Below are 21,381 nucleotides of genomic sequence, written 5' to 3' on the forward strand. Positions count from 1 at the left end.
GCGGATCTGCGGAAGTCCCAGGGAAACGCTCATGTCACCGCCTCGGTGGTCGCGCCCGGTCCGCACGCTGCTCGGCGCGCCGGGATGGTCCGCCCAGTGTAATCAGTCCCCCGCATGCCGAGAATGCCCGGCCCGGCCCGGTGCCGTGCTCCGTGCGTGTCCCTGCCGCGATCCGGCCGGGATCACGCCGGCTCCGGCGGGGCCTGCTCGTCCAGCTGCGCGAGCGCCTCCGTCCACCGGGCCTCCCGCTCGGCGGGCGACTGCTCCCACCACGGCGTGCCGCGCTCGCCCAGGCCCCGCTTCGCGAGCCCCACCCGGTCCCGCACGGCCCGCAGCTCCTCCGCGGTGCCGTCCCGCCGCACCGTGCGGACGGCCGCGCGGGCCCGGCCCAGGTGGGACGTCAGCCGGGCCGCGGCGTCCGCGGGCAGCCCGGGGTCCTGGCGGCGCCACCGCCGGCCGTCCACCACGATCCACCGGCCGTCCGGCGTGTGCTCCACGTCCTGTCGTGTCATGGCACCGATCCTGCCAGGACGGGCCCGTCCCGGCACCTACGCTGGAGGAATGAGCAGGCACGCGCAGCACCCGGTCCGCAGCGTCGACGAGCACCTCCGCGCGGTCACGGACGCCCTGCGGGGCCTCCGCGCCCGGACGGAGACCGTGCCGCTGGCGGCCGCGCCCGGCCGGGTCCTGGCCGGGGACCTCGTGGCGCCGCTGAGCCTGCAGCCCTTCGACAACTCGCAGATGGACGGCTTCGCGATCCGTGCCGCCGACAGCCGGGCGGCCCCGGGGGAGGACGGGCGCACGGCGTTCGTCGTCGTCGCCCCCGTGCCCGCGGGCCACGTCCCCGGCCCACTGGAGCCGGGGGAGGCCGCACCCGTCATGACCGGCGCGCCCCTGCCGCCGGGCGCGGACGCGGTGGTGCCCGTCGAGGAGTCGCTGCCGGGGGGCTTCCCCGCGCCGGGGACCCGCCTGCGGCTCCCGGCCGGCCAGCCGGCCGGGCGGTTCGTCCGCCGCGCGGGGGAGGACGTCCGCGCGGGGGACACGGTGCTGACCGCGGGGCAGCGGCTCACCCCCGCCCGGATCGGCCTCGCGGCCGCGCTGGGGTGCGCGGAGCTGACGGTGCGCGCCCGTCCCCGGGCCGTTCTGTACACGACGGGCGACGAGGTCGTGGCGCCCGGCGCCGCGCGCGGCCCCGCCCAGATCTTCGACGCGAACGCGGCGATCCTGCGCGCCCAGCTCGCCGAGGCGGGCGTGGAGGTGATCGGTGCCCACCTGCTCTCCGACGACGCCGACGCCTTCGCGGCACGCCTGGCCGAGGACACCGCGCGGCGGCCCGATGTCTTCGTCTCCTCGGGCGGGGTCAGCGAGGGCGCCTACGAGGTGGTCCGGCAGGTGCTGGCGCCCCACGGCGAGTTCGGGCACGTCGCGATGCAGCCCGGCGGGCCGCAGGGTCTCGCCGCCCACGGCGGCGTGCCGTTCGTCTGCCTTCCCGGCAACCCCGTGAGCACCCTCGTGTCCTTCGAGATGTTCCTGCGTCCCGCCCTGACCGAGATCGTGGGCGCCCCGGCACCGCGGGCCCGCCGCACCGGGCCCCTGGCGGAGGCCGTGCGGCCGCTGCCCGGCCGGACCCAGGTGCGCCGGGCGGTCTGGGACGGCGCCGCGGTGCGGATGGCGGGCGGTCCGGGCTCCCACCTGCTGGCCGCGGCCGCCCGGGCCAACGCCCTCGCGCTCGTGCCGGCGGGCGGGGACGAGCTGCCGGCGGGAACCCCGGTGGAGCTGCTGCTGCTCGACTGATCCGGTGCGAGACCGGCCCGAGGGGCCGCTCTGCCGCCGGGCGGCGCGGGCCGGTGACGGGCGGCGGTGGTGTCGCCGCCGCTGGCTAGACTGGTCCGCGCCCCCGACCGGACGATCGCACAGAACGGGTCCCCATGACGTCCCTGCTCACCCCGCTGCTCCTCGCCGCCACCGCCGTGATCCAGGCGCTCGGCCGCTACGAGTACCACCAGAACGGCATCACCGTGGTGGGCCAGATGCTGTTCCCGATCTTCTTCGCCGTCCTGGCACTCTTCCTCGCCCGCCGCGGCGAGCGGGGAGCCTTCGGCGCCGCGCACCTCGGGCTGCTCGTGGTCGGCGCCGTCCTGTTCGTGCTCACCCTGGTGGGCCGGAACGGTACCGTCCCCCAGCTCTACCCCTCGGTGTGGATCTACTACGCGGCGTTCGCGCTGCTGGCGGTCCAGGCCGCCCTGCGCATCGCGGGCACTCCCCGGCGCCGGCGCGGGAGCGCGCCCTCCGAGGACCCCTCCCCGCGGGGCTGAGTCGCTACGGGGCGGTCGAGGCGCTGCGGACGCGCTCGAGCACGATCTCCGCCAGCTCCTCCGCCCGGGTCTCCGGCAGCCAGTGGCCGGCGTCCAGCTCCACGAAGCGGTAGGGGCCCCGCACGTGCTCGGCGGTCAGCTCCGCGGCGCGCCGGCCCAGCGCGGGGTCCCGGTGGCCCCACGCGTACGTGGTCGGGACGTCGACCGCCCCGGTGCGCACCCGGGACAGCGGCAGCGCGCGGTACCAGTTCAGGGCCCCGGTGAGGGCGCCGGGCTCCTGCATCCGGACCGCGTACCGGGCGGCCTCCTCCGCGGGCAGGCCGGACCGGAGCAGGAGGTCCTCGAGGCGCGGTCCCAGCAGCGCCTCCGGGAGCCGGGGCAGCTGGAAGGCCGCGACGTAGGCCGAGCGCAGCGCCTGCGGCGAGCGCGTGAGGGAGCGCGCGAGCGCCCGGGGGTGCGGGACCGAGGCCACGGTCAGGGACGCCGTCCGATCCGGCCGGTGGGCCGCGAGCGCCCAGGCCACGATCCCGCCCCAGTCGTGGCCGACGACGTGCGCCCGCTCGACCCCGGCGGCGTCCAGCAGCGCCGCGGCGTCCTGGACGAGCAGCTCGAGCCGGTAGGCGCGGCGGCCCCGCGGCCGGGCCGCGGCGGCGTAGCCGCGCTGGTCGGGCACGAGCGTGCGCAGCCCGGCACGCCACAGCACGGGCGCGACGCCCGACCAGCTCGTGCCGTCCTGCGGGAAGCCGTGCAGCAGCAGCACGGGCTCCCCGTCCGGGGGGCCGTCGTCGCGCACGTCGAGGCGGAGGGCGCCGGACGGGGGTCGGGTCGGTCGGTCCATCCGGCCAGGGTGGTCCGGGCGCCGGCCGGTCGTGCGGCGTCGGGGAGCGACCGTCGAGCGGGCGCTCACTCGTCGGGGGAGCGCCGCACGCCGGAGAGCGGGGTGCGCCACACGTCCGGGTCCGCGACCGGGAACCGGCGGCCGGTCAGGAGCGACGGCACGACCCGGACGAAGATCCCCTTCCGCCCCTTCTGCCACGGGAACAGCGGCAGGTCCAGGGTGTCCGTCAGCTCCTGGACCTGCTGGATGCGCTCGGCGCGGCCCTTGACCACCACGCTCCAGGCGCTGCCGGACGGCCCGTCGTACCCGTCGATCTCCACCGCCACCGGGACGTCGGTGAGGGCCGCCGCGAGCTTCGTGCCCTCGGCCGAGCGGAAGACCAGTGTCCCGTGGTCCACCACGAAGTTGACCGGGAAGATGTCCGGGTGGTCCTCCGTCCACACGGCGAGGCGGCCGACGCCCGCGTCCCGCAACAGGTCCCAGCAGATGTTGACCGGCAGCTCCTCGACCCCGTCGGAGTGCTCGTCCGTCATGCTGTGCTCCTCGGGTTGGGCGGGTGGCTCCACGGCAGTGTGGTCACGTTCCGCCAAGCTAGCACCGCGTGACGGCGCAGGACCACCCATGACACGGCCGGGGCCGGGGCGCAGTGGGCCAGAATGGGAGGGACGCACCGACCGGCAGATCCGAAGGGGACCGAACCGACATGACCGAGCAGCAGCAGGGCCTCACGCACGTCCGGGCGGACGGGTCCGCGCACATGGTGGACGTCTCGGACAAGGCCGTGACCACCCGTGAGGCCACCGCGACGGCCACGCTGCGCACCCGCCCCGACGTCGTCGACCAGGTCTTCGCCGCGGACCTCCCCAAGGGGGACGCCCTGCCGGTGGCCCGGGTGGCGGGGATCATGGCGGCCAAGCGGACCCCGGAGCTCGTCCCGCTGTGCCACCCCCTGCCGATCAGCAAGGTGACCGTGGACTTCGAGCGGCTGGCGGACGGCGTGCGGATCACCGCGACGGTGCGCACGCGCGGGGTGACCGGCGTGGAGATGGAGGCGCTGACCGCGGCGTCGGTGGCCGCCCTGACCCTCTACGACATGGTCAAGGCCGTGGACAAGCTCGCCGAGATCGACCGGGTCAGGGTGCTCGCGAAGTCCGGCGGCAAGTCCGGGGACTGGGCGCGGGGCGACGGGGGCGCCGCATGAGGAGCGCCGCCGTCATCGTCGCCTCCACACGTGCCGCCGCCGGGGTGTACCAGGACCGGAGCGGACGGATCGCCGCCGACTGGTTCGGCTCCCACGGCTTCGAGGTCGAAGGACCGTTCGTGGTGGCCGACGGCGAGGACGTGCGCGCCGAGCTCGAGCGCCTCCTCGTGGTCCGCGACCCGGCGGACCGCCCCCGGGTGGTGGTCACCAGCGGGGGGACCGGCCTCGCCCCGGACGACCTCACGCCCGAGGTCACCCGCCCCTTCCTGGACCGCGAGCTGCCTGGCATCATGGAGGCGCTGTGGGCGGAGGGCCGCCGGACCACACCGCTGGCGGTGCTCAGCCGCGGGCACGCCGGGATCAGCGGCAGCACCTTCGTGGTCAACCTGCCCGGCTCCACCGGCGGCGTCTGGGACGGGCTGAAGGTGCTCGAGCCGCTCCTGGACCACATCTGCGACCAGCTCGAGGGCCACCGCGACCGCGGGCACGACGGCCCCCACCACGACCCCCGGCACGACGATCCCCACCACGACCCCCGACCGCACGAGGAGACCGACCGATGAGCGCACCCGGACCGATCCGGGCGGAGACCGCCGTGCTCGGCGCCTTCGTCACCGAGGAGCCCCTGGACCGTGCCCGGGCCGTCGCGGCCGTGCAGGACGAGCGCACGGGTGCCGTGGTCTCCTTCAGCGGTGTCATCCGCGACCACGACGGCGGCCGCTCCGTCACCGGTCTCGACTACACCTGCCACCCCGGTGCGGACCGCGCCATCCAGGACGTGGCCCGCCGGGTCGCGGAGGAGTTCCCCGGGGTGCGCATCTGGGCCGCGCACCGGATCGGCCGGCTCGGGATCGGGGACTCCGCCCTGGAGGCCGCGGTGGCCGCCGCCCACCGCAAGCTCGCGTTCGCGGCCTGCGACGCGCTCGTGGACCGGATCAAGACCGAGGTGCCCATCTGGAAGGAGCAGCGGTTCGCGGACGGCTCCACCGAGTGGGTCGGACTGGACGCCTGAGCGCCGTGGAACCGCGTGCCGTGGAGCTGCCCCCGCTCGTCGAGCCCGCCGCCGAGCTCACCGACGCCGAGCTGCGCCGCTACGCGCGTCACCTCACCGTCCCCGAGATCGGCGAGGAGGGCCAGCGGCGGCTCAAGAACGCCCGGGTGCTGTGCGTGGGCGCGGGCGGCCTCGGCTCCCCGGCCCTGCTCTACCTCGCCGCCGCGGGCGTCGGCACCCTCGGGGTGGTCGACGACGACGTGGTGGACGCCTCCAACCTGCAGCGCCAGGTGATCCACGGCGGGAGCACGCTGGACGCGCCCAAGACCGCCTCGGCCGCCGCGCGGATCGCCGACCTCAACCCGCTGGTGCGCGTCGTGGAGCACCGCGTGCGGCTCTCCGCGGGCAACGCGGAGGAGATCCTCGCGGACTACGACCTGGTGCTGGACGGCACGGACAACTTCGGGACCCGCTACCTCGTCTCCGACGCCTGCGAGCTGGCGGGCCTGCCGCACGTGTGGGGCTCCATCCTGCGCTTCGACGGCCAGTGCTCGGTGTTCTGGGGCGCGCACGGACCCACCTACCGCGACCTCTACCCGGTGCCGCCGGCGCCGGGCACGGTGCCCAGCTGCGCCGAGGCCGGGGTGCTCGGCGTGCTGCCGGGCCTGCTGGGCACCGCCATGGCGGTCGAGGCCGTCAAGCTGGTCACCGGGATCGGCACCACGATGCTCGGCCGGGTCGTCACCTACGACGCCCTCTCGGCGCGCTGGTGGCAGATCCCGCTCTCGCCCACACCCGGCCGCCCGCCCGTGACCACCCTGGCGGCGGCCGACGACGGTGCTCCCGCCTGCCCGGTACCCGGCCCGGCGCCGGAGGCCGTCCCGACCGTGACGGCCCCCGAGCTCGCGGACCTGCTCGCGGCGCGGCAGCGCGGGGCCGCGGACTTCGAGCTCGTCGACGTCCGGGAGCCCTACGAGGCCCGGCTCGCCGCGATCCCCGGGGCACTGCTGGTCCCGCTGGGGGAGTTCGAGTCCGGGGCGGCCTTCGCCCGGATCCCCCCGGGGCGCCGCGTGCTGCTGCACTGCAAGGCCGGAGCGCGCTCCGAGAGGGCTCTGCACCTCCTGCGCGCCGCGGGCCACGCCGACGTCGCGCACCTCGAGGGCGGGGTGCTGGCGTGGATCGAGCAGGTGGACCCGTCCCAGCAGGCCTACTGACCCGGTCCGGCCGGGCCGTGCGGGTGCTCGCCGGAGCGCTGCGCAGGGGTCGCGAGCGGGCCCGGCGGACAGGACGTAGGCTGATCGTCTCCCTGTCGCCGACCGATGGACACCGCATGCCCCCGCCGCACCCCCGCCCCGCCGCCGGCCCCGGACGCACCGAGGAGGCCGCGGCGGCCCTGCGCGCCGGCACCCCGGGCGCCCTGGACCAGGCCCTGGGCGTGGCCCGGGCGCTCGGCGAGGAGCTCCCCCTGCCCGGCGCCGGTCGCACCGACCGGCTGTGGCGGCGGCTCGCCGAGCTCGCCCGGCTCGACCTGTCCCTCGCCCGCGTCGTCGAGCCGCACCTGGACGCCCTCGCGATCCTGCGCGAGGCGGGGCTCGAGGAGCTCGCCGGTCCGCCCGCCGCCTGGGGCGTCTGGGCCGCCGAGGCCCCCGGTCACGAGCTCGTGGCCCGCCACGGGACCGGCGGGTGGGAGCTGACGGGCACCAAGGCGTGGTGCTCGCTCGCCGCGCACCTCGACCGGGCCGTGGTCACCGCGAGCACCGGCGGGGGCCGCCGCCGGGCCTTCGCCGTGGACCTCGCCCACCCCGGGGTCGTCCCCGGGAGCACCGAGGACTGGCGGCCGGCCGGGCTGCGGGACGTTCCGACCGGCGCCGTGCGGTGCACGGCGGTGCCGGCCGTGCCCGTCGGCGAGGACGGGTGGTACCTGGAGCGCCCCGGCTTCGCCTGGGGCGGGATCGGCGTGGCCGCGTGCTGGTACGGCGGCGCGGCCGGGGTGGCCGACGTCCTGTGGGAGGACTCCGTGCGGCGCCGGGCCCCGGACGTGCGGCCGCTGGACCAGGTGGGGCACGCGGCGCTCGGCGTCGTCGACAGCCTCCTGCACGGCGCCCGCACGGCCCTGCGCTCGGCGGCGGAGCAGGTCGACGCCGGCCGGGCCGGCGGGGAGCGCGGCGGGGTCCTGGCCCTGCGCACCCGCCGCGTCGTCGCGCGGGCGGCGGAGTCCGTGACCGCGGAGGTCTCGGCCGCCACCGGGCCCGGCCCGCTCACCGGCGCCCCCGAGCACGTCCGCCGGGTCAGCGCCCTGCAGGTGTACGTCCGGCAGGAGCACGCGCAGCGGGACGCCGCGGCACTGGGCCGGGCCCTGCTCGAGGGCGCGGCGGGGGACCGCCCGTGGTGACGTTCGACCACCGGGACCCCGGCACCCCCGAAGCGGTGTGGGCGGACGCGCCGCGCCTGCGCGCCGCGCGCCCGCTCGAGCTCGGCGGGATCGACCGTCTCGTGGTCCTCGCCGCCCACCCGGACGACGAGAGCCTCGGCGCGGGCGGCCTGATCTCCCTCGCGGCCCGGGCGGGCGCCCGGGTGCGGGTGGTCGTGGCGACCCTGGGCGAGCAGTCGCACCCGCGCTCGCCGACCCGGACCCCTGCCGATCTCGCCCGCGTGCGCCGGGCCGAGGCCGCCGCCGCCACGGACCGGCTCGCCCACGGCGTGGTCCCCGAGCTCCTGGGGCTGCCCGACGGAGCCCTGGCGGCGGCGGGGGAGGCGTTGCGCGCCCCCGTGGCCGAGGCCGCGGCGTGGGCCGCCGCGGGGCGGCGGGGCGTGCTCGCCGCCCCGTGGGGCGACGACGGGCACGTCGACCACGAGGTGCTGGGCCGGGCCGTCCGGGCGGCCGCCTCCGTCCACGGCGTGGAGTGCCTCGAGTACCCCGTCTGGCTGTGGCACTGGGGCGGACCCGACGACCTGCCCCCGCACGGGATCCGGGTCCTCGCCCTGGACGCCCCCGCGCGCGCGGCCAAGGAGCAGGCCCTGGCCGCGCACGCCTCGCAGGTCCTGCCGCTGTCCCCGGCCCCGGGCGACGAGGCGCTCCTCGGCCCGCACGTGCTGGCCCGGTTCCGCCGCCCGGCCGAGCACTTCTTCGTGCTCCCGCCCGTCGGGCAGGCCCCGGACGCCGCCGCCGTGTTCGACGACGTCCACCGCGGTGCCGAGGACCCCTGGGACGTCGACTCCTCCTGGTACGAGCGGCGCAAGCGCGCCGTGACCCTCGCCGCGCTGCCGCGCCCCCGGTACCGCCGGGTCCTGGAGGCCGGGTGCTCCCTCGGCGCCCTCACCGCCGAGCTCGCGGGCCGGGCGGAATCCGTGCTCGCCGTGGACGCGAGCGGGGTCGCGGCCGGGCGCGCCCGGCATCGGCTGGCGGATTCCCCCGGCGTGCAGGTGGAGCGGCGCCGGCTGCCCCGGCAGTGGCCCCCCGGCCGGTTCGACCTCGTGGTGGTCTCCGAGACCGGCTACTTCCTCGACGCCGCGCAGCTGAAGGGCGTCCTCGACCGCGTGGCCGGGTGCCTCGAGCCGGACGGCCACCTCCTGCTGTGCCACTGGCGCCACCCGGTCGAGGGCTGGCCGCTCGACGGCGCCGACGTGCACGCCGCCGTGCACGCGGACGCCCGCTTCAGGAGCGTGCTCGGCCACACGGAGCGCGACTTCGTGCTGGAGGTCTTCGAGCCCGCGGCGCCGCGGGACGCCGGCCCCGGACCGTGCTGAGCCCACTGGACCGGGTGGTCGTGGTGGTCCCCGTCCGGAACGAGGAGCGGCTGCTCGACCGGTGCCTGGCCACGGTGCAGCACGCCGCCGCCCGGGCGCGGGCGGTCCGGCCCCTGGTGCGGGCGGACGTCGTCGTGGCCCTGGACCGCTGCACCGACGGCAGCGCCCGGATCGCCACGGCGGCGGGGGTGGACGTCGTCGCCGGCTCCTGGGGCACCGCGGGGGCGGCCCGCGCCGCCGCCGTGGCCGCCGCGGGAGCCGCCGGGGCGCGCACCTGGATCGTGTCGACCGACGCCGACAGCGCGGTGCCCGCGCACTGGCTCACCGGCCACCTGGACGCGGCCGGGCTCGGGGCGGAGCTGCTGCTGGGCACCGTGGAGCCCGACCCCGGGGACCTGGCCGCGGACCTCCTGCAGCGGTGGCACGCCCGGCACCGGCTGGAGGAGGGGCACCCCCACGTGCACGCGGCGAACCTGGGGATCCGCGCGGACGTGTACGCCGCGTGCGGGGGCTTCCCGCCCGTGCCGCACGGCGAGGACCTCGGGCTGGTGGCGGCGGCGCGGGCGCGCGGGCACCGGGTGCTCGCCACGGACCGGGTGCGGGTGCTGACCTCGGGCCGGAGCACGGGCCGGGTCGACCGGGGTTTCGCCGGCTATCTGCGGGCACTGGCGGCGGAGCCGCAGAGCCTCGGCGCGGTGCCGGGCTGAGCGCCCGGACCGGGGTCCCGGCTACGCGGGGAGCGGACAGCCCTGGTCAGGGCCCGGTGCTGTCTGCCTACGGTGGGGCCGTACCGTTGCCGACGAGAGGATCCATCCGTGTCCGAGAACAGCCTGTCCGCCAGCCGCGTCATCGACGCCCCCGCCGACGCCATCTTCGACGTCCTCAGCCTGCCCTCGCGCCACCGGCAGATCGACGGCTCCGGCACCGTCGTCTCCGGCGACGACCAGCGCATCCAGGAGGTCGGCCAGGTGTTCGTGATGAACATGAACGGCGAGCACATGGGCGGCGACTACGTCATGGAGAACACCGTCACCGGCTACGACGAGAACAAGCTCCTCGCCTGGAAGCCCAAGCCGCAGGGCGCGGAGCTCGAGGGGTGGGAGTGGATCTGGGAGCTCGAGCCCCAGGGCCCCGGTGCCACGCTGGTCACCGAGACCTACTCCTGGGAGCACGCCACCCCGGAGGCCAGGAAGGCCGTGTCCTTCCCGCTCTTCGAGGAGGGCGCCCTGGAGCACTCCCTCGAGCGGCTCGCGGCGGCCGTCTCCGAGGAGTGAGCGACTGAGGCCGACAGGAGCGGGACGGAGCCCGGTCACCCACGGTGACCGGGCCCCGTCCCGTCCGCGGTCACCGCTGCTCCCGGTCCGCCCCTGGTCCTGCTCGCCCCTGCTCCTGGTCGACCCTGCTCCCGGTCACCCCTGCCGGCGGGCGGCCCGGATCGAGGCGGCCGCGGGATCGACCCACAGGATCTCCCACTGGTGGCCGTCGGGGTCCCGGAAGCAGCGCGAGCGCAGGAAGCCGTAGTCCTGGGCGTCGCCCTCGGTCCCGCCGGCGCGGACGGCGCGGTCCACGATGGCGTCGATCTCCTCGGGGGAGTCGACGCTGAGCGCGTTGACGACGGAGGCGTCGGCCGGGGTGCCGGGTGTCCCGGGGCCCACCAGGCGCAGGTGGCGGTCCTCGCTGAGGACCATGACGTGCTCGTCCTCGCGGATCTCGACGGTGCCGGTGCCGCTGCCCGCGAACGCGGGGTGCAGGCGCCAGCCGAGACAGGAGTAGAAGCGCTTCGCCCGCTCCAGGTCCGAGACGGGAAGGGTGATGAATTCTGTCGGTGCCATGGCGTTCCCCTTCGTGGTGCGGCGGGACCCGCCCCCAGCATGGCCCTCGGCCCGCGGCGCCGCAACGGTGTGACGGGATCCCCGCCCGCATGTCGGAACGGCATCGGAACGGCATCCGGGCACGCGCCGGCCGGGGCCGGAATGGGCTCGCCGGCCCGGAGGTTGGAACGGTCATGCATGTCATCGGAGTCGAGCAGTTCGGAGGGCCGGAGGCCCTCGCCGTCCACGAGGTGCCGGACCCGCACCCCGGTCCCGGGGAGGTGCGGATCCGGGTCCGGGCGGCCGCCGTCAGTCCCACGGACACCGTGCTGCGCGCCGGCGGCCAGCCGATGGAGCACGTGCTTCCGCCGTACGTGCCGGGGATGGACGCGGCCGGGACCGTCGACGAGGTCGGGGAGGGCAGCGCCTGGCGCGTGGGGGACGCGGTCATGGCGATCGCCCTGCCGCGCGGGGAGCACGGGGGCGCCTACGCCGAGCTCCTGATCGCCCCTGACGACTCGATCGCCCGCCTCCCGGCGGACACGGACTTCGCCTCGGCCGCCACGCTGCCCATGAACGGGCTCACGGCCCTGCAGATCCTCGAGGTGCTGGACCTGCAGCCGGAGCAGACCCTGGCCGTCACCGGGGCCGCCGGGACCCTGGGCAACTACGTGGTGGAGCTCGCCAAGCACCAGGGGCTCACCGTGATCGCCGACGCCGCGGAGCAGGACCTGGAGCTCGTCGACAGCCTCGGCGCCGACCACGTGGTGGCGCGCGGGGACGACGTCGCCGCGCGGATCCGGGAGTTCTTCCCCGACGGGGTCGACGCCCTCGTGGACGCCGCCGTGCTCGACGAGAGAGCGGCCGCGGCCGTCCGGGACGGCGGCGGCTTCGCGACCGTGCGGCGCTGGTCCGGGGACCCGGGCCGGGGGATCACCGTGCACCGGATCAGCGTGGCCGAGGAGTACCGCTCCGGCGCGAAGCTCGACCGGCTGCGCCGGTACGTGGAGGAGGGCGTCCTCTCCCTGCGCGTGGCCGGCGTCCTGCCCGCCGCGGACGCCGCGGAGGCGCACCGCCGGCTCGAGGCCGGAGGCGTGCGGGGGCGGCTCGTCCTCGAGTTCTGAGCCCCGTCGGTCCTAGAAGTGCGAACGGTACTGGTGGTCGACGCCGGCCTGGTCCACCCTCCGGTGGAAGCGCATCCCGGCGAGCCCGCCGAGGACCGCGGCGAGCAGCGGGATCAGGACGGCGACCACCAGGGCGATGATGCCGCCCGTGGTCAGGGCGCCCTCCCCGATGGGGATCCGGGGGAAGCTGTTGAGCTCGCGCAGCACGTTGAACTGCTCGCCCGCGAGCGCGCCCAGGACCGCCAGGACGATCGCGATGAGGACCGCCCAGACCCACACGGCCACGCCCTGCTTGGCGCCGTCGAACCGGGCCATCCGCCCGGCCACGTAGCCGCCCGCGAAGTAGGCGACGAAGAGGACGACGGCGAGGGCGATGCCGCTGACGAGGCCCACGGTGCCGGCGTCCTGCGCCACCTGCTCGGCGATCTCGCCCGGGTCGGTGCTCGTCGCCACCCCCACGCCCGCGCCGATCGCGCCGAGCAGGGCGGTGAGCAGCACCGCGATGCCCGTGGCGGTCATCCAGCCGAAGAACGCGGAGCCGAACTTCACGCCCCCGAACTCCCGCTTCTCCGCGGCGACCACCTCCTGCCGCCGCCCGCGCGGGGTGGAGGCGCCCGGCCGGTCCTTCCCCGGCTCCCGGGGGTCCTCCGGGACGGTGGAGCCTGACGGGTCCTGGTGTGACATGGCGCTCTCCTCGTCTCCGACCATCAGCTTGCTTAAGATCTTCCTCTCCTCGGTCGCGGTCCGCAACGGCTCCGGTCGTGGGGTGTGCGCCACACCACCGGCGGGAATAGGCTGACCCCCCCCGGGCCGCCCCGCACGGCGGTCCGCGTACGGCACGACGGAAGGAAGGGCACGACCATGGGAAGCACCCGCGACGTCATCCCGCGCACGGCCGTGGTGACCGGCTCCGACTCCGGCATCGGGCGTGCGAGCGCCGTGGCGCTCGCGGCGTCCGGCATGGACGTGGGCATCACCTGGCACCACGACGAGGAGGGCGCCGAGCAGACGGCCGAGGAGGTCCGGTCCTACGACCGCCGGGCCGTGGTGGCGCGGCTGGACACCACGGAGCTGGAGAGCTGCGGCGCCGTCGTCGACGGCCTCGTGGAGCGGCTGGGCGGCCTCGACGTGTTCGTGCACAACTCGGGCACGGGGGCGAACGTCCCGTTCCTGGAGACCTCCCTGGGCACCTGGCGCAAGGTGCTGGCCACCGATCTCGACGGCGCGTTCCTGTGCCTCCAGGCGGCGGCGCGCCACATGGTGGCCGCCGGGCGGGGCGGGCGGCTGATCGCCGTCACGAGCGTCCACGAGCACGTGCCGCGGGTCGGCTCGAGCGCCTACGACGCCGCCAAGCACGGCCTCGGCGGGCTCGTGAAGACCATCGCGCTCGAGCTCGGGGAGCACGGGATCACCGCGAACTCGGTGGCACCGGGGGAGATCGCCACCCCCATGACGGGCCAGGAGGACGAGGACCCGCGGACCGCCCACCGCCCCGGCGTGCCGCTGGGCCGGCCGGGCGACGCCCGCGAGGTCGCCTCGGTCATCGCGTTCCTGGCGTCCCCCGCCTCGGCCTACGTCACCGGGGCGTCCTGGGTCGTGGACGGCGGCATGGTGCAGATGGGGCCGCAGGCCGGTTCCCACCTGACCAGCGACGAGTGGCGGCAGGGCTGAACCGCCCCGCTCCGCAGGACGCCCCGGGTGGGACCGCCGGCCGGCGGCCGCCCGGGCAGAGGTCTCAGGAGTCGAAGTGGGTGGTGGCCGGGCCCTGCCCGACGGTGGCGACCAGGTCGGCGGCCAGGTCGCGCAGCTTGACGTTGCGGTGGCTCGACGCCGTCCGGAGGATGTCGAAGGCCTGCTCCTGGGTGCAGCGGTTCCGGCCCATGACGATGCCCACGGCCAGGTCGATGGTGGTGCGCGACGCCATGGCCGCCCTGAGGTCCGTCTCGGCGTCCCGGTGCTTCTCCAACCGCACGGCCAGGCGCAGCGCGCTGGAGGCGGAGGACACCTCTCGCTGGACGACCTGGATGGTCGCCGGGTCGAACTTGTGCGGCCGGTCGGCGTAGACGTCCACGGCCGCGGAGGCCTCGCCGCCGAGGTCCAGGGGCACCCCCAGGGCGGAGAGGACGCCGTTGGCGGCGGCCGCCCGGCCGTACTCGGGCCACCGGGGGTCGGTGCGGGTGTCCGCGACGTGGACGAGCCGGTGCTCGCGGGAGGCCGTCAGGCACGGCCCGTCGCCGTAGTGGTACTGGATCTCGTCCAGGGCCTCCGCGGCGGGGCCGGAGGAGGCGACGGTGGAGGACCTCCTCGGCCGCAGCAGGGTGACCGCGCACCACACCTCGTCCCCGTCGGTGGAGAGGGCCTGGGCGATGGTGGCCGTGAAGGCGTCGAGGAAGGACGAGATGTCCTCGCTCTCGAGCAGCAGCTCGTGCAGGGATGTCGCGGGCGAGTCGCCCGTCTCGTGCTCCGTCATGGAATTCCTCCGGTGGTCGCCCCGCGCACGCCGTGCGGGTGCCGTCGGTCCTGGCCGTCGCGGGGCCTCGGACTCCTCATGGTCCATCATGCCGTGCCGCCGGGCCCGGCACCCACACCGGTGGGCAGCCGGGCCCGGGGCCCGGCGGGCTTAGAGTGGGTGCCGCCCCCTCCGCCTGCGTCCGCTCCGGTGCGCACCGACCGAGAACCGAGGTCCTGGTGAGTGTTCCGTCCACCGCCGCCGCGTCCCGCACGGGTCGCTCGACGGCGCTGACCGGTCTGGTGTGGCTGCTGCTGGCGGGCGCGCTGGTGCGCTCCGTCTGGCTGGTCCTCGACAGCAGCATCGACCTGGACGTCTACCGGCTCGGCGGCATGGCCGTGGTGGACCGGCACGGGTTCGACGACGAGCTCTACGGCCCCGGCCTCAGCCTGGACGGCGACGGCGGGCTGCCCTTCACGTACCCGCCGTTCGCGGCGCTGCTGTTCGTGCCGCTGGCCTACCTCCCCGAACGGCTGACCGAGCTCGCCCTGGGGCTCGCCTCGATGGGCGTCGCCGTGGTGCTCTCGGCCGTGCTCCTGCGCTACGCCTCCGCCCGCGGCCGCCCGCTGCCGCTGCAGACCCTGCTCGGTCCGGTCACCGCCGTGGCCGCGGGCACCGCCGTGCTGCTGTGGTCGGGGCCCTGGATGCGCAACGTGGGGCTGGGGCAGATCAACGCGCTGCTCATGGCCCTGGTGCTCTACGACCTGCTGCGCACCCGCGACGACACCGTCCTGGGCAGGATCCCCCGGGGGTTCTGGATCGGGCTGGCCGCCGGGGTGAAGCTGACCCCGCTGGCGTTCGGGCTGGTGTTCCTGGTGCGCGGGCAGCTGCGGCCGCTCCTCACGGCGGGCCTCACCTTCGCCGCGACCGTGCTGATCGGCGTCCTGGCGCTGCCCCGGGACGCGGTCGTGTTCTGGTCCGAGGCGGTGCTGAGCGACGACCGTGTCGGCGACCCCGCCTACGTCGACAACACCTCCCTGCAGGGCGTGCTCCTCCACCTCGGGGTCCCGGGGGAGGCGGAGCCGCTGCTGCGCTGGGCCCTGGTCCTCGTCATGGTCGTGGGCGTCGCCCTGCTGATCCGGGTCCTCGCGGCCCGGGGGATGATCCTGTCCGTGGTGGCGGTCAATGCGCTCGTCATGCTCCACATGTCCCCGGTCACCTGGTCCCACCACCACGTGTGGTGGGGGCTCGTGTTCACGGCGCTGTGGGTCGAGGCGTGGCCGGCGTTCCTCCGGGACGGCCCCCGCCGGCTCGCCCTGCTGCTGGGCGGGACCGCCCTCGTGGGCCTGTACGTCGGGCCGATCCGCTGGGACGCGTGGTTGGGGCCCGCCGGGGCCTCCGGTCCGGCGATCGACGTCGTGGCCGGGACGGGCTACCTCGCCCTGTTCCTGCTCCTGGCCCTGTGGGTGGGCGCCGGGCTGCGGAACGGGACCGGGGAGGACGGCGGCAGGACCCGTGGCTGAGCCCGGATCCTGGCCCGGCTACGGCCGCGGCAGCCGCGGCTACCGCCGGGTGCTGCTGGCCCTGCTCTGCGCCGGGGTGGCGACGTTCGCCCAGCTGTACTCCGTGCAGGGCGTGCTGCCGCTCCTGGCCGCGGATCTCGGGATCGGCGCCGCGGAGGCCTCCCTGGGGGTCTCCGCGGCGACCTTCGGCCTCGCGGTGGGCGTCCTGCCGTGGTCCGTGGTCTCCGACCGGTGGGGCCGGCTGCGGACCATGGTGATGGCCGTGGTCTCCGCCACGGTCCTGGGCCTCGTCATGCCCCTGGCGCCGAGCTTCGAGTCCGTGGTGGCGCTGCGCTTCGCGGAGGGCGTCGCCCTGGGCGGGATCCCCGCCGTGGCCATGGCCTACCTCGCGGAGGAGCTCGACCGGCGGCACGCCGCCGTGGCGGCGGGCACCTACGTGGCGGGCACCAGCCTGGGCGGCCTCGCGGGGCGCATCGTCGCCGCGCCCGTGGGCGACGCCTTCGGCTGGCGCACGGGCACGATCACCGTGAGCGTGCTCGCCGCGCTCGCCGCCGTGGTCTTCGTGCTGATCGCCCCGCGCCAGCGCGGGTTCGTGCGCCAGACCGTCCGGCTCACCGGGCCGGCCGGTCTGCTGCGGCGGCTGCGCGCCAATCTCGCGGACCCCGGTCTGGTGGTGCTCTACCTGCAGGGCTTCCTGCTCATGGGCGGGTTCGTGGCGATCTACAACTACCTGGGCTTCCACCTCGGCGACGAGCCGTTCGGCGTGTCCCAGACCCTGGTCAGCCTCCTGTTCCTCGCCTACCTCTCGGGCACCTGGTCCTCCGGGACCGCCGGGCGGCTCGCGGCCGCCCACGGGCGCCGCGTGGTCCTGGCGAGCAGCGGGGCCGTCATGCTCTCCGGGCTGCTGGCCACGCTCGTGCCGTCGATCCCCGTGATCGTGGTGGGGCTGCTGCTGTTCACCGCCGGCTTCTTCGCCGCACACGCCGTGGCCTCCGGATGGGTGCCGGTGCGCTCCCGCACCGGCAAGGCGCAGGCCTCGTCCCTCTACACGCTCTTCTACTACGCCGGTTCGTCCGTGCTGGGCACGGCCGGCGGCGTGTTCTACACGGCCACCGGCTGGGCCGGGGCGGTCGGCTTCGTGGCGGCCCTCGTGCTCCTCGCCGTGCTCCTGGTGCTCACGGTCCTGCGGGACCCCGAACCGGCCTGAGCGCCTCCGCCGGCCGGGGCTCAGTCCTCGCTGCCGCCCCACTGCAGGGGGAGCACCTCGAAGGAGCTCGCGAGCGGCACGCCCAGCCGCCCGCCCACCGCCTCCGCGTTGCCCCGCAGGAAGGCGTCCGGGTCGAAGTCGGTCCAGCCGAGGCCCTCGAGGTAGGCGCGGTGGGCCCGGAGGGACTCCACGCCGGCGTCGAAGGTCTCCGTGACGTCCGCGGCGTGCCGGGAGGCGGGCGAGGCCGCCGCCCAGACCGCCAGCACGTCGGGCCACGGCTGCAGCCCGGCCTCGACCTGCTCCGGGAAGACCCACCGGTTGCCGGCGTCCCGCACGGCGTCCAGGGTGGCCCGGCCGGTGGCGATGTGGTCGGCCTGGTTCAGGTTGGTGGCGCCGTCCCAGGTGTCGCGGAAGTTGTTGGTGATCACCACGTCCGGGCGGTGCCGGCGCACCACCTCCGCGATCCGCCGCCGCAGCGCCACCCCGTACTCGAGCACCCCGTCCGGCAGGTGCAGGAACTCCACCTGCTCCACGCCCACCACCCGGCAGGACTCCCGCTGCTCCGCCTCCCGCAGCGGTCCGCACTGCTGCGGCTCGAGCCCGTCGATGCCGGCCTCCCCGCTGGTGACGAGGCAGTAGACCACGTCCTTGCCCTGTCCGGTCCAGCGGGCCACGGCCGCGGCGGCGCCGAACTCCATGTCGTCCGGGTGCGCCACCACCACCAGGGCGCGCTGCCAGTTCTCGTCGACGTGCGTGAGCGGGTTCTCGGTCATGCTCCCCATCATGGACCCGGCCCCGGGGCCGGGCAACGACCACCGCCCGGATGTCGGCGGGCCGTGCCGGCGCCCCCACCCGGTCAGCGGTCCGCGGCGGCGGGCGCGAGCGGCAGCGCCTCCGTGCGGGCCTCCGCCGGAGGCGCCGGGTCCTCGTCCCGGCCGGGGACGTGCGCCGCTCCGTCACCGGCGGAACCGGTGGCATCGGCGGCACCCTCGCCCTCGTCGGGGCGGCGGCCGCGGTCCCGGGCCGCGCCCACGAGCTGCCACAGCGCGTAGCCGAACAGCGCCGCGGCGACCAGCACCATCCCGCCGCGCTTCTGCTCCGCGTCCAGCAGCGTGGCGGCGTGGCCGACCCACGGCACGTGGTACCGCACCAGGCCGCGCAGCTGGGTGGCGGTGACCGGTTCCGCGTCCGGGGTGGCGTTGGCGTCGCCCCGGGTCGTGAAGCTGCGACGCCCCTCGCCGTCCACCGCGACGCCCACGATGCGGTGCGTGACGAGCGTCGGGTCGTCCGGACGGGGCATGAACGTGACGACGTCCCCGGTGCTCAGCCCCGCCGCGTCGTCCTCGCCCTCGAGGGGCTCGACGACGACCTGGCTGCCGGTCGGGACGGTCGGCTCCATCGAGCCGGAGAGAACCGTCAGGGGCACCCAGCCCAGTACGAGGGGCGCGACGACGACGGCGAGCAGCAGCCCGGCCACCGCGGTCAGCGCGAGCGCGAGGAGCGGGTGGACGGTCCTGCGGAGCACGGTGGTCATGAGGGGACTCCTTCACAGTGGATGTTGCCGCTTCCGCCGGGCGTCCTGAGCTTCCACGCGTAGGCGCTGTCCGCGTGGGCCGTGGGCCCGGTGGTGAACACGGCCCGCACGAGGGCCTCGTAGTCCCGGCTGGACGAGTGGTTCGTGCCCAGGAGCTCGGCGGCGGTGATCCGGGCCTCCCGTGCGGTGGTGGTCGGCACGGTCTTCACCAGCGTGGAGGCCCCGGTGCTGCCCACGGGTCGCACCCGGACCTCCCACCGCGCGACGGCGGGGGCGCCGGCGCCCCCGTCCCAGGACCACCGGAGCAGTGCGGCGTTCTGGTCCGCACCGCACCGTGGCGCCTCCGGCGGCGCCGCCGGGCGGGGAGGAGCGGGCGTCGTCGGCTGCTCCCCGGCCGGCAGCTCCAGGGCGAGCGGCACTGTCCACTGCCGGGTGGTGGACCAGGCGCCGTCCCCGAGCGAGGCGGCCTCCACCTGCGTGACGACCTGAGGTTCCCGCGCGTCCAGTGCACGCAGCGCGTCGGCCGGAACGGCCTCGGTCGAGACGGTCAGGCACAGCCCGGCGGGCCGGTCCCGCTCCAGGGGCGCCCGGAACTCCCCGTGGACGTCCATCGCGGCGGAGCCGCCGGGCGCGACGGCGGTCCACTGCGCCGGGGCCGTGCCGTCGGCACAGGCCGAACCGGCGCGGTAGGCGAAGCCCATGCCCCGTGGAGCCGCCACGGATTCCCCGCCGGCGTCGACGAGGGAGACCTGCAGCGGCCGGTACCGGACGCCGAAGCCGGACCTGTTGATCAGCGTCGCCGAGCTCTCGGCGCCCGCGACCCCGCCGACGTCGAAGCCGATCCGGCCCGTGGTCATGCTGGGCACCTCGGCACGCGCGGTGGAGGACCAGCGCGCGTGGGTCCCGCCGCTCGGGGTCGTGAGCACGACGACGGCGAGCAGGACGAGGACGCCGAGCACGTAGGCCGTGGGGGTGCGGTACTGGCTCAAGGGAACTCCTGGGGGTCAGTTCTGCGTGAGGGCGACCGTGAGCGGGCCCGGCTCGACGGTGGTGTCCTGGGCGGCGGGGTCGGGGGCGACCTCGTAGGAGACGGTGACGTCGTAGGCCGCTCCGTCGTGGGCCCCGGTCACGGTCCAGGACGACGGCCCCGGACCGGGGGAGGGCACCGGTGCGCCCGGGACGGTGGTCAGCTCCACCCGGGGAACGACCGCGCGGCCGGCCGGCGCGCCGGGGTCGACCGTGAGGGTCGCGGTGAGGTTCGTGCCCTCGACGTCGAGGGTCGCGCGGGCGGTGACGACGACGGTGTCGCCGGGTGCGAGCGCGGACAGCGGCTCGGCCGATCCGGTGAGCTCGGTGCTCTCGCGCCGGACGGTGCCGGTCGCGGGGTCGAGATCGGTGTGGTGGTGGACCACCCGGACGGGCTCCAGCGTCACGCCGAGGGAACCGGTGCTGACCGCCCGGGTCTCGAGCGGGGCCTCGTCGGACCAGCGGGCGGCCGTGCCCAGGCTGCTCCCGAGCAGCGTCAGGGCCAGCAGCGAGGCGGCCGCGGCGGCGAGCGTGCGGCCGATGGTCGAGGGGCGGGGTCGGGCGGTGCACGTCATGGAAGCCTCTGGGGGATGAGACGGAGCGAGACGGGGAGAACAACGGGGAGCGGAGCCCCCCGGTGCGGCGTCGTCGCACCGGGGCTCCGCGGGGCCGGCCGGCCCCGGCCGGTCACTTCTGGGCGAGGACGAGCTTGGTGCCGTTCAGCGACTTGGCCACCTTCTCGCCGGCGCTGCCGGTGGTCTTGTCCGCCTTCCAGGTGAATGTGGCGACGGCTGTCACGGTGTCCCCGTTGTCGTCCGAAGTGACCGGGAACGAGTCCCGGGCCGACTTCTCGTCGCTGGCCAGCGTCACGTCGTAGGACACGTAGCCGGCCTTCTCGAGGGCCTCGATCTCCTGCTGCAGCTGTGCCGGGAGCTGCAGCTCGAGGGACCCCTGCAGGTTGTTGCCCTCCGCGATCACCGTGGTGGAGGCGTGAAGCTGGACGGTGTCGCCGGGGACGATCTTGTAGGTGGCCGGGTCGATGCCTTTCCCGGCGCCGTCGGTCCAGGACACGGTGGTGCTCTTCATGGAGAGCTCACCGGCCGTGATGCTGTCGGCGGAAGCAATGGCCTGCTCCTCGGACCACTTGGCGAAGGTGCCGCCGCCGCCGGCGAGGAGCCCGACGGCCACGGCGCCGGCCAGGACGGCCTTGCCGGCACGCCGGTTCCGGGCGCTCCGCGCGGTGGTCTCGGACAGGGAGGTCTGCGATGCAGCGTTCATGGTTCCGCCTTCGAGCGAGAGAGGGGTGGGAGAGGAGCGCGCGCGGGATCGGTGCGCGTGCCGGGCGGGGCGTCCGGTCGAGTGTCCGCGGAGGCTGCGGGCTCCTCCGTCGCCCCGGATCACGGGGGACGGGTCGCCCCGGATCACGGGGGACGGAGGAGCTCGCTGCGCCGGCCGCGCCTCGGCGCGCCGGCCCGTGGAGCCGCAGTGGATCGCCCGGGGAACCCTGCGGCAGCCCGCCGCCGAATCCCCTTGACACGTCAACTCTAGACAAAAGTCTATGCATAAGAACAGAACTGGCCTGTCCCCACTTGACCCGACGTTACTGCTCGGTAAT

The 21,381-nt window shown here is 76.0% G+C and carries 25 protein-coding genes; 14 read left to right on the forward strand and 11 right to left on the reverse strand.

The window, feature by feature from the left end:
- Positions 1 to 182: 182 nt before the first annotated feature.
- A complete protein-coding gene (locus ACFU0Y_RS01265; protein ID WP_380212625.1) occupies positions 183 to 512 on the reverse strand; it encodes a biopolymer transporter Tol in 330 nt (109 codons plus the stop codon).
- Between the two features lie 49 nt (positions 513 to 561).
- On the opposite strand from ACFU0Y_RS01265, the gene glp reads away from it, so the two are divergent.
- Both glp and ACFU0Y_RS01275 read left to right on the forward strand, forming a co-directional pair.
- The gene (gene glp, locus ACFU0Y_RS01270) at positions 562 to 1,794 is read left to right on the forward strand and encodes a gephyrin-like molybdotransferase Glp (RefSeq protein WP_380212626.1); all 1,233 of its coding nucleotides are present in this window, start codon (positions 562 to 564) and stop codon (positions 1,792 to 1,794) included.
- Positions 1,795 to 1,928: 134 nt separating this feature from the next.
- Positions 1,929 to 2,315, forward strand: coding sequence for a hypothetical protein (locus ACFU0Y_RS01275; RefSeq protein WP_380212627.1), 387 nt, complete (start codon positions 1,929 to 1,931; stop codon positions 2,313 to 2,315).
- Positions 2,316 to 2,319: 4 nt separating this feature from the next.
- Here the strand turns inward: ACFU0Y_RS01275 and ACFU0Y_RS01280 are convergent, their stop codons facing one another.
- On the reverse strand, positions 2,320 to 3,153 hold the full coding sequence (locus tag ACFU0Y_RS01280; protein WP_380212628.1) for an alpha/beta fold hydrolase: 834 nt from the start codon (positions 3,151 to 3,153) through the stop codon (positions 2,320 to 2,322).
- Between the two features lie 65 nt (positions 3,154 to 3,218).
- Positions 3,219 to 3,686, reverse strand: a complete 468-nt coding sequence (locus ACFU0Y_RS01285; protein WP_380212629.1) for a pyridoxamine 5'-phosphate oxidase family protein — start codon at positions 3,684 to 3,686, stop codon at positions 3,219 to 3,221.
- Between the two features lie 170 nt (positions 3,687 to 3,856).
- Here ACFU0Y_RS01285 and moaC point away from each other — a divergent pair, with 170 nt between their 5' ends.
- The 8 genes from moaC to ACFU0Y_RS01325 all read left to right on the forward strand — a co-directional run bounded on the left by moaC (position 3,857) and on the right by ACFU0Y_RS01325 (position 10,366).
- Positions 3,857 to 4,354, forward strand: a complete 498-nt coding sequence (moaC, locus tag ACFU0Y_RS01290) for a cyclic pyranopterin monophosphate synthase MoaC (RefSeq protein WP_380212630.1) — start codon at positions 3,857 to 3,859, stop codon at positions 4,352 to 4,354.
- Positions 4,351 to 4,917 carry a MogA/MoaB family molybdenum cofactor biosynthesis protein gene (locus ACFU0Y_RS01295; protein WP_380212631.1) on the forward strand — a complete coding sequence of 189 codons (567 nt, stop codon included), beginning with the start codon at positions 4,351 to 4,353 and terminating at the stop codon, positions 4,915 to 4,917. Before moaC ends, ACFU0Y_RS01295 begins: the two co-directional genes overlap by 4 nt.
- Positions 4,914 to 5,366 carry a molybdenum cofactor biosynthesis protein MoaE gene (locus tag ACFU0Y_RS01300; protein ID WP_380212632.1) on the forward strand — a complete coding sequence of 151 codons (453 nt, stop codon included), beginning with the start codon at positions 4,914 to 4,916 and terminating at the stop codon, positions 5,364 to 5,366. The genes ACFU0Y_RS01295 and ACFU0Y_RS01300 overlap by 4 nt, the downstream gene beginning before the upstream one ends.
- A 5-nt stretch (positions 5,367 to 5,371) precedes the next feature.
- Positions 5,372 to 6,559 (forward strand): molybdopterin-synthase adenylyltransferase MoeB, encoded by a 1,188-nt coding sequence (gene moeB / locus ACFU0Y_RS01305; protein WP_380212633.1) that lies wholly within the window; start codon positions 5,372 to 5,374, stop codon positions 6,557 to 6,559.
- A gap of 116 nt (positions 6,560 to 6,675) precedes the next feature.
- Complete coding sequence (locus ACFU0Y_RS01310; protein ID WP_380212634.1) at positions 6,676 to 7,737, forward strand: acyl-CoA dehydrogenase; 1,062 nt, start codon at positions 6,676 to 6,678, stop codon at positions 7,735 to 7,737.
- Complete coding sequence (locus ACFU0Y_RS01315; RefSeq protein ID WP_380212635.1) at positions 7,734 to 9,092, forward strand: PIG-L family deacetylase; 1,359 nt, start codon at positions 7,734 to 7,736, stop codon at positions 9,090 to 9,092. Before ACFU0Y_RS01310 ends, ACFU0Y_RS01315 begins: the two co-directional genes overlap by 4 nt.
- A complete protein-coding gene (locus ACFU0Y_RS01320) occupies positions 9,086 to 9,799 on the forward strand; it encodes a glycosyltransferase (protein ID WP_380212636.1) in 714 nt (237 codons plus the stop codon). Before ACFU0Y_RS01315 ends, ACFU0Y_RS01320 begins: the two co-directional genes overlap by 7 nt.
- Positions 9,800 to 9,907: 108 nt before the next feature.
- Complete coding sequence (locus tag ACFU0Y_RS01325; RefSeq protein ID WP_380212637.1) at positions 9,908 to 10,366, forward strand: SRPBCC family protein; 459 nt, start codon at positions 9,908 to 9,910, stop codon at positions 10,364 to 10,366.
- 135 nt (positions 10,367 to 10,501) lie between these two features.
- Here the strand turns inward: ACFU0Y_RS01325 and ACFU0Y_RS01330 are convergent, their stop codons facing one another.
- Complete coding sequence (locus ACFU0Y_RS01330) at positions 10,502 to 10,924, reverse strand: VOC family protein (protein ID WP_380212638.1); 423 nt, start codon at positions 10,922 to 10,924, stop codon at positions 10,502 to 10,504.
- Between the two features lie 173 nt (positions 10,925 to 11,097).
- Here ACFU0Y_RS01330 and ACFU0Y_RS01335 point away from each other — a divergent pair, with 173 nt between their 5' ends.
- Entirely contained in the window at positions 11,098 to 12,027 is a 930-nt protein-coding gene (locus tag ACFU0Y_RS01335; RefSeq protein WP_380212639.1) for an NADP-dependent oxidoreductase, read from the forward strand.
- 12 nt (positions 12,028 to 12,039) lie between these two features.
- Here the strand turns inward: ACFU0Y_RS01335 and ACFU0Y_RS01340 are convergent, their stop codons facing one another.
- The gene (locus tag ACFU0Y_RS01340) at positions 12,040 to 12,711 is read right to left on the reverse strand and encodes a hypothetical protein (protein ID WP_380212640.1); all 672 of its coding nucleotides are present in this window, start codon (positions 12,709 to 12,711) and stop codon (positions 12,040 to 12,042) included.
- Between the two features lie 177 nt (positions 12,712 to 12,888).
- Between ACFU0Y_RS01340 and ACFU0Y_RS01345 the strand changes: the two genes are divergently transcribed.
- Positions 12,889 to 13,698 carry an SDR family oxidoreductase gene (locus ACFU0Y_RS01345; RefSeq protein ID WP_380212641.1) on the forward strand — a complete coding sequence of 270 codons (810 nt, stop codon included), beginning with the start codon at positions 12,889 to 12,891 and terminating at the stop codon, positions 13,696 to 13,698.
- Positions 13,699 to 13,762: 64 nt separating this feature from the next.
- Here ACFU0Y_RS01345 and ACFU0Y_RS01350 read toward each other — a convergent pair whose 3' ends face one another.
- Complete coding sequence (locus tag ACFU0Y_RS01350; protein ID WP_380212642.1) at positions 13,763 to 14,497, reverse strand: GAF and ANTAR domain-containing protein; 735 nt, start codon at positions 14,495 to 14,497, stop codon at positions 13,763 to 13,765.
- Positions 14,498 to 14,715: 218 nt separating this feature from the next.
- On the opposite strand from ACFU0Y_RS01350, the gene ACFU0Y_RS01355 reads away from it, so the two are divergent.
- Together ACFU0Y_RS01355 and ACFU0Y_RS01360 are read left to right on the forward strand one after the other, a co-directional pair.
- Positions 14,716 to 15,999: a glycosyltransferase 87 family protein gene (locus ACFU0Y_RS01355; protein ID WP_380212643.1), complete on the forward strand. Its 1,284-nt coding sequence runs from the start codon at positions 14,716 to 14,718 to the stop codon at positions 15,997 to 15,999.
- A complete protein-coding gene (locus ACFU0Y_RS01360) occupies positions 15,992 to 17,206 on the forward strand; it encodes an MFS transporter (protein ID WP_380212644.1) in 1,215 nt (404 codons plus the stop codon). The genes ACFU0Y_RS01355 and ACFU0Y_RS01360 overlap by 8 nt, the downstream gene beginning before the upstream one ends.
- A gap of 20 nt (positions 17,207 to 17,226) precedes the next feature.
- Here the strand turns inward: ACFU0Y_RS01360 and ACFU0Y_RS01365 are convergent, their stop codons facing one another.
- The 5 genes from ACFU0Y_RS01365 to ACFU0Y_RS01385 form a co-directional block, all read right to left on the reverse strand.
- Positions 17,227 to 17,979, reverse strand: a complete 753-nt coding sequence (locus ACFU0Y_RS01365; RefSeq protein ID WP_380212645.1) for a PIG-L deacetylase family protein — start codon at positions 17,977 to 17,979, stop codon at positions 17,227 to 17,229.
- An 83-nt stretch (positions 17,980 to 18,062) separates the two neighbouring features.
- Entirely contained in the window at positions 18,063 to 18,740 is a 678-nt protein-coding gene (locus ACFU0Y_RS01370) for a signal peptidase I (protein ID WP_380212646.1), read from the reverse strand.
- Entirely contained in the window at positions 18,737 to 19,729 is a 993-nt protein-coding gene (locus ACFU0Y_RS01375; protein ID WP_380212647.1) for a hypothetical protein, read from the reverse strand. Before ACFU0Y_RS01375 ends, ACFU0Y_RS01370 begins: the two co-directional genes overlap by 4 nt.
- Positions 19,730 to 19,744: 15 nt before the next feature.
- A complete protein-coding gene (locus ACFU0Y_RS01380; protein WP_380212648.1) occupies positions 19,745 to 20,341 on the reverse strand; it encodes a hypothetical protein in 597 nt (198 codons plus the stop codon).
- 112 nt (positions 20,342 to 20,453) lie between these two features.
- The gene (locus ACFU0Y_RS01385; RefSeq protein WP_380212649.1) at positions 20,454 to 21,044 is read right to left on the reverse strand and encodes an alternate-type signal peptide domain-containing protein; all 591 of its coding nucleotides are present in this window, start codon (positions 21,042 to 21,044) and stop codon (positions 20,454 to 20,456) included.
- Positions 21,045 to 21,381 lie beyond the last annotated feature (337 nt).

This window comes from Kocuria sp. NPDC057446 (assembly GCF_042802875.1).
GTDB lineage: Bacteria > Actinomycetota > Actinomycetes > Actinomycetales > Micrococcaceae > Kocuria.

Excerpts from the sequence above, each read along its gene's own strand:
- ACFU0Y_RS01330 (WP_380212638.1), bottom strand. The coding sequence starts at position 10,924 with ATGGCACCGACAGAATTCATCACCCTTCCCGTCTCGGACCTGGAGCGG.
- ACFU0Y_RS01300 (WP_380212632.1), top strand. The coding sequence starts at position 4,914 with ATGAGCGCACCCGGACCGATCCGGGCGGAGACCGCCGTGCTCGGCGCC.
- ACFU0Y_RS01345 (WP_380212641.1), top strand. The coding sequence starts at position 12,889 with ATGGGAAGCACCCGCGACGTCATCCCGCGCACGGCCGTGGTGACCGGC.
- ACFU0Y_RS01265 (WP_380212625.1), bottom strand. The coding sequence starts at position 512 with ATGACACGACAGGACGTGGAGCACACGCCGGACGGCCGGTGGATCGTG.
- ACFU0Y_RS01365 (WP_380212645.1), bottom strand. The coding sequence starts at position 17,979 with ATGACCGAGAACCCGCTCACGCACGTCGACGAGAACTGGCAGCGCGCC.
- ACFU0Y_RS01380 (WP_380212648.1), bottom strand. The coding sequence starts at position 20,341 with ATGACGTGCACCGCCCGACCCCGCCCCTCGACCATCGGCCGCACGCTC.
- ACFU0Y_RS01350 (WP_380212642.1), bottom strand. The coding sequence starts at position 14,497 with ATGACGGAGCACGAGACGGGCGACTCGCCCGCGACATCCCTGCACGAG.
- ACFU0Y_RS01340 (WP_380212640.1), bottom strand. The coding sequence starts at position 12,711 with ATGTCACACCAGGACCCGTCAGGCTCCACCGTCCCGGAGGACCCCCGG.
- ACFU0Y_RS01310 (WP_380212634.1), top strand. The coding sequence starts at position 6,676 with ATGCCCCCGCCGCACCCCCGCCCCGCCGCCGGCCCCGGACGCACCGAG.
- ACFU0Y_RS01275 (WP_380212627.1), top strand. The coding sequence starts at position 1,929 with ATGACGTCCCTGCTCACCCCGCTGCTCCTCGCCGCCACCGCCGTGATC.
- ACFU0Y_RS01335 (WP_380212639.1), top strand. The coding sequence starts at position 11,098 with ATGCATGTCATCGGAGTCGAGCAGTTCGGAGGGCCGGAGGCCCTCGCC.
- moaC (WP_380212630.1), top strand. The coding sequence starts at position 3,857 with ATGACCGAGCAGCAGCAGGGCCTCACGCACGTCCGGGCGGACGGGTCC.
- glp (WP_380212626.1), top strand. The coding sequence starts at position 562 with ATGAGCAGGCACGCGCAGCACCCGGTCCGCAGCGTCGACGAGCACCTC.
- ACFU0Y_RS01285 (WP_380212629.1), bottom strand. The coding sequence starts at position 3,686 with ATGACGGACGAGCACTCCGACGGGGTCGAGGAGCTGCCGGTCAACATC.
- ACFU0Y_RS01370 (WP_380212646.1), bottom strand. The coding sequence starts at position 18,740 with ATGACCACCGTGCTCCGCAGGACCGTCCACCCGCTCCTCGCGCTCGCG.
- ACFU0Y_RS01280 (WP_380212628.1), bottom strand. The coding sequence starts at position 3,153 with ATGGACCGACCGACCCGACCCCCGTCCGGCGCCCTCCGCCTCGACGTG.
- ACFU0Y_RS01295 (WP_380212631.1), top strand. The coding sequence starts at position 4,351 with ATGAGGAGCGCCGCCGTCATCGTCGCCTCCACACGTGCCGCCGCCGGG.
- ACFU0Y_RS01385 (WP_380212649.1), bottom strand. The coding sequence starts at position 21,044 with ATGAACGCTGCATCGCAGACCTCCCTGTCCGAGACCACCGCGCGGAGC.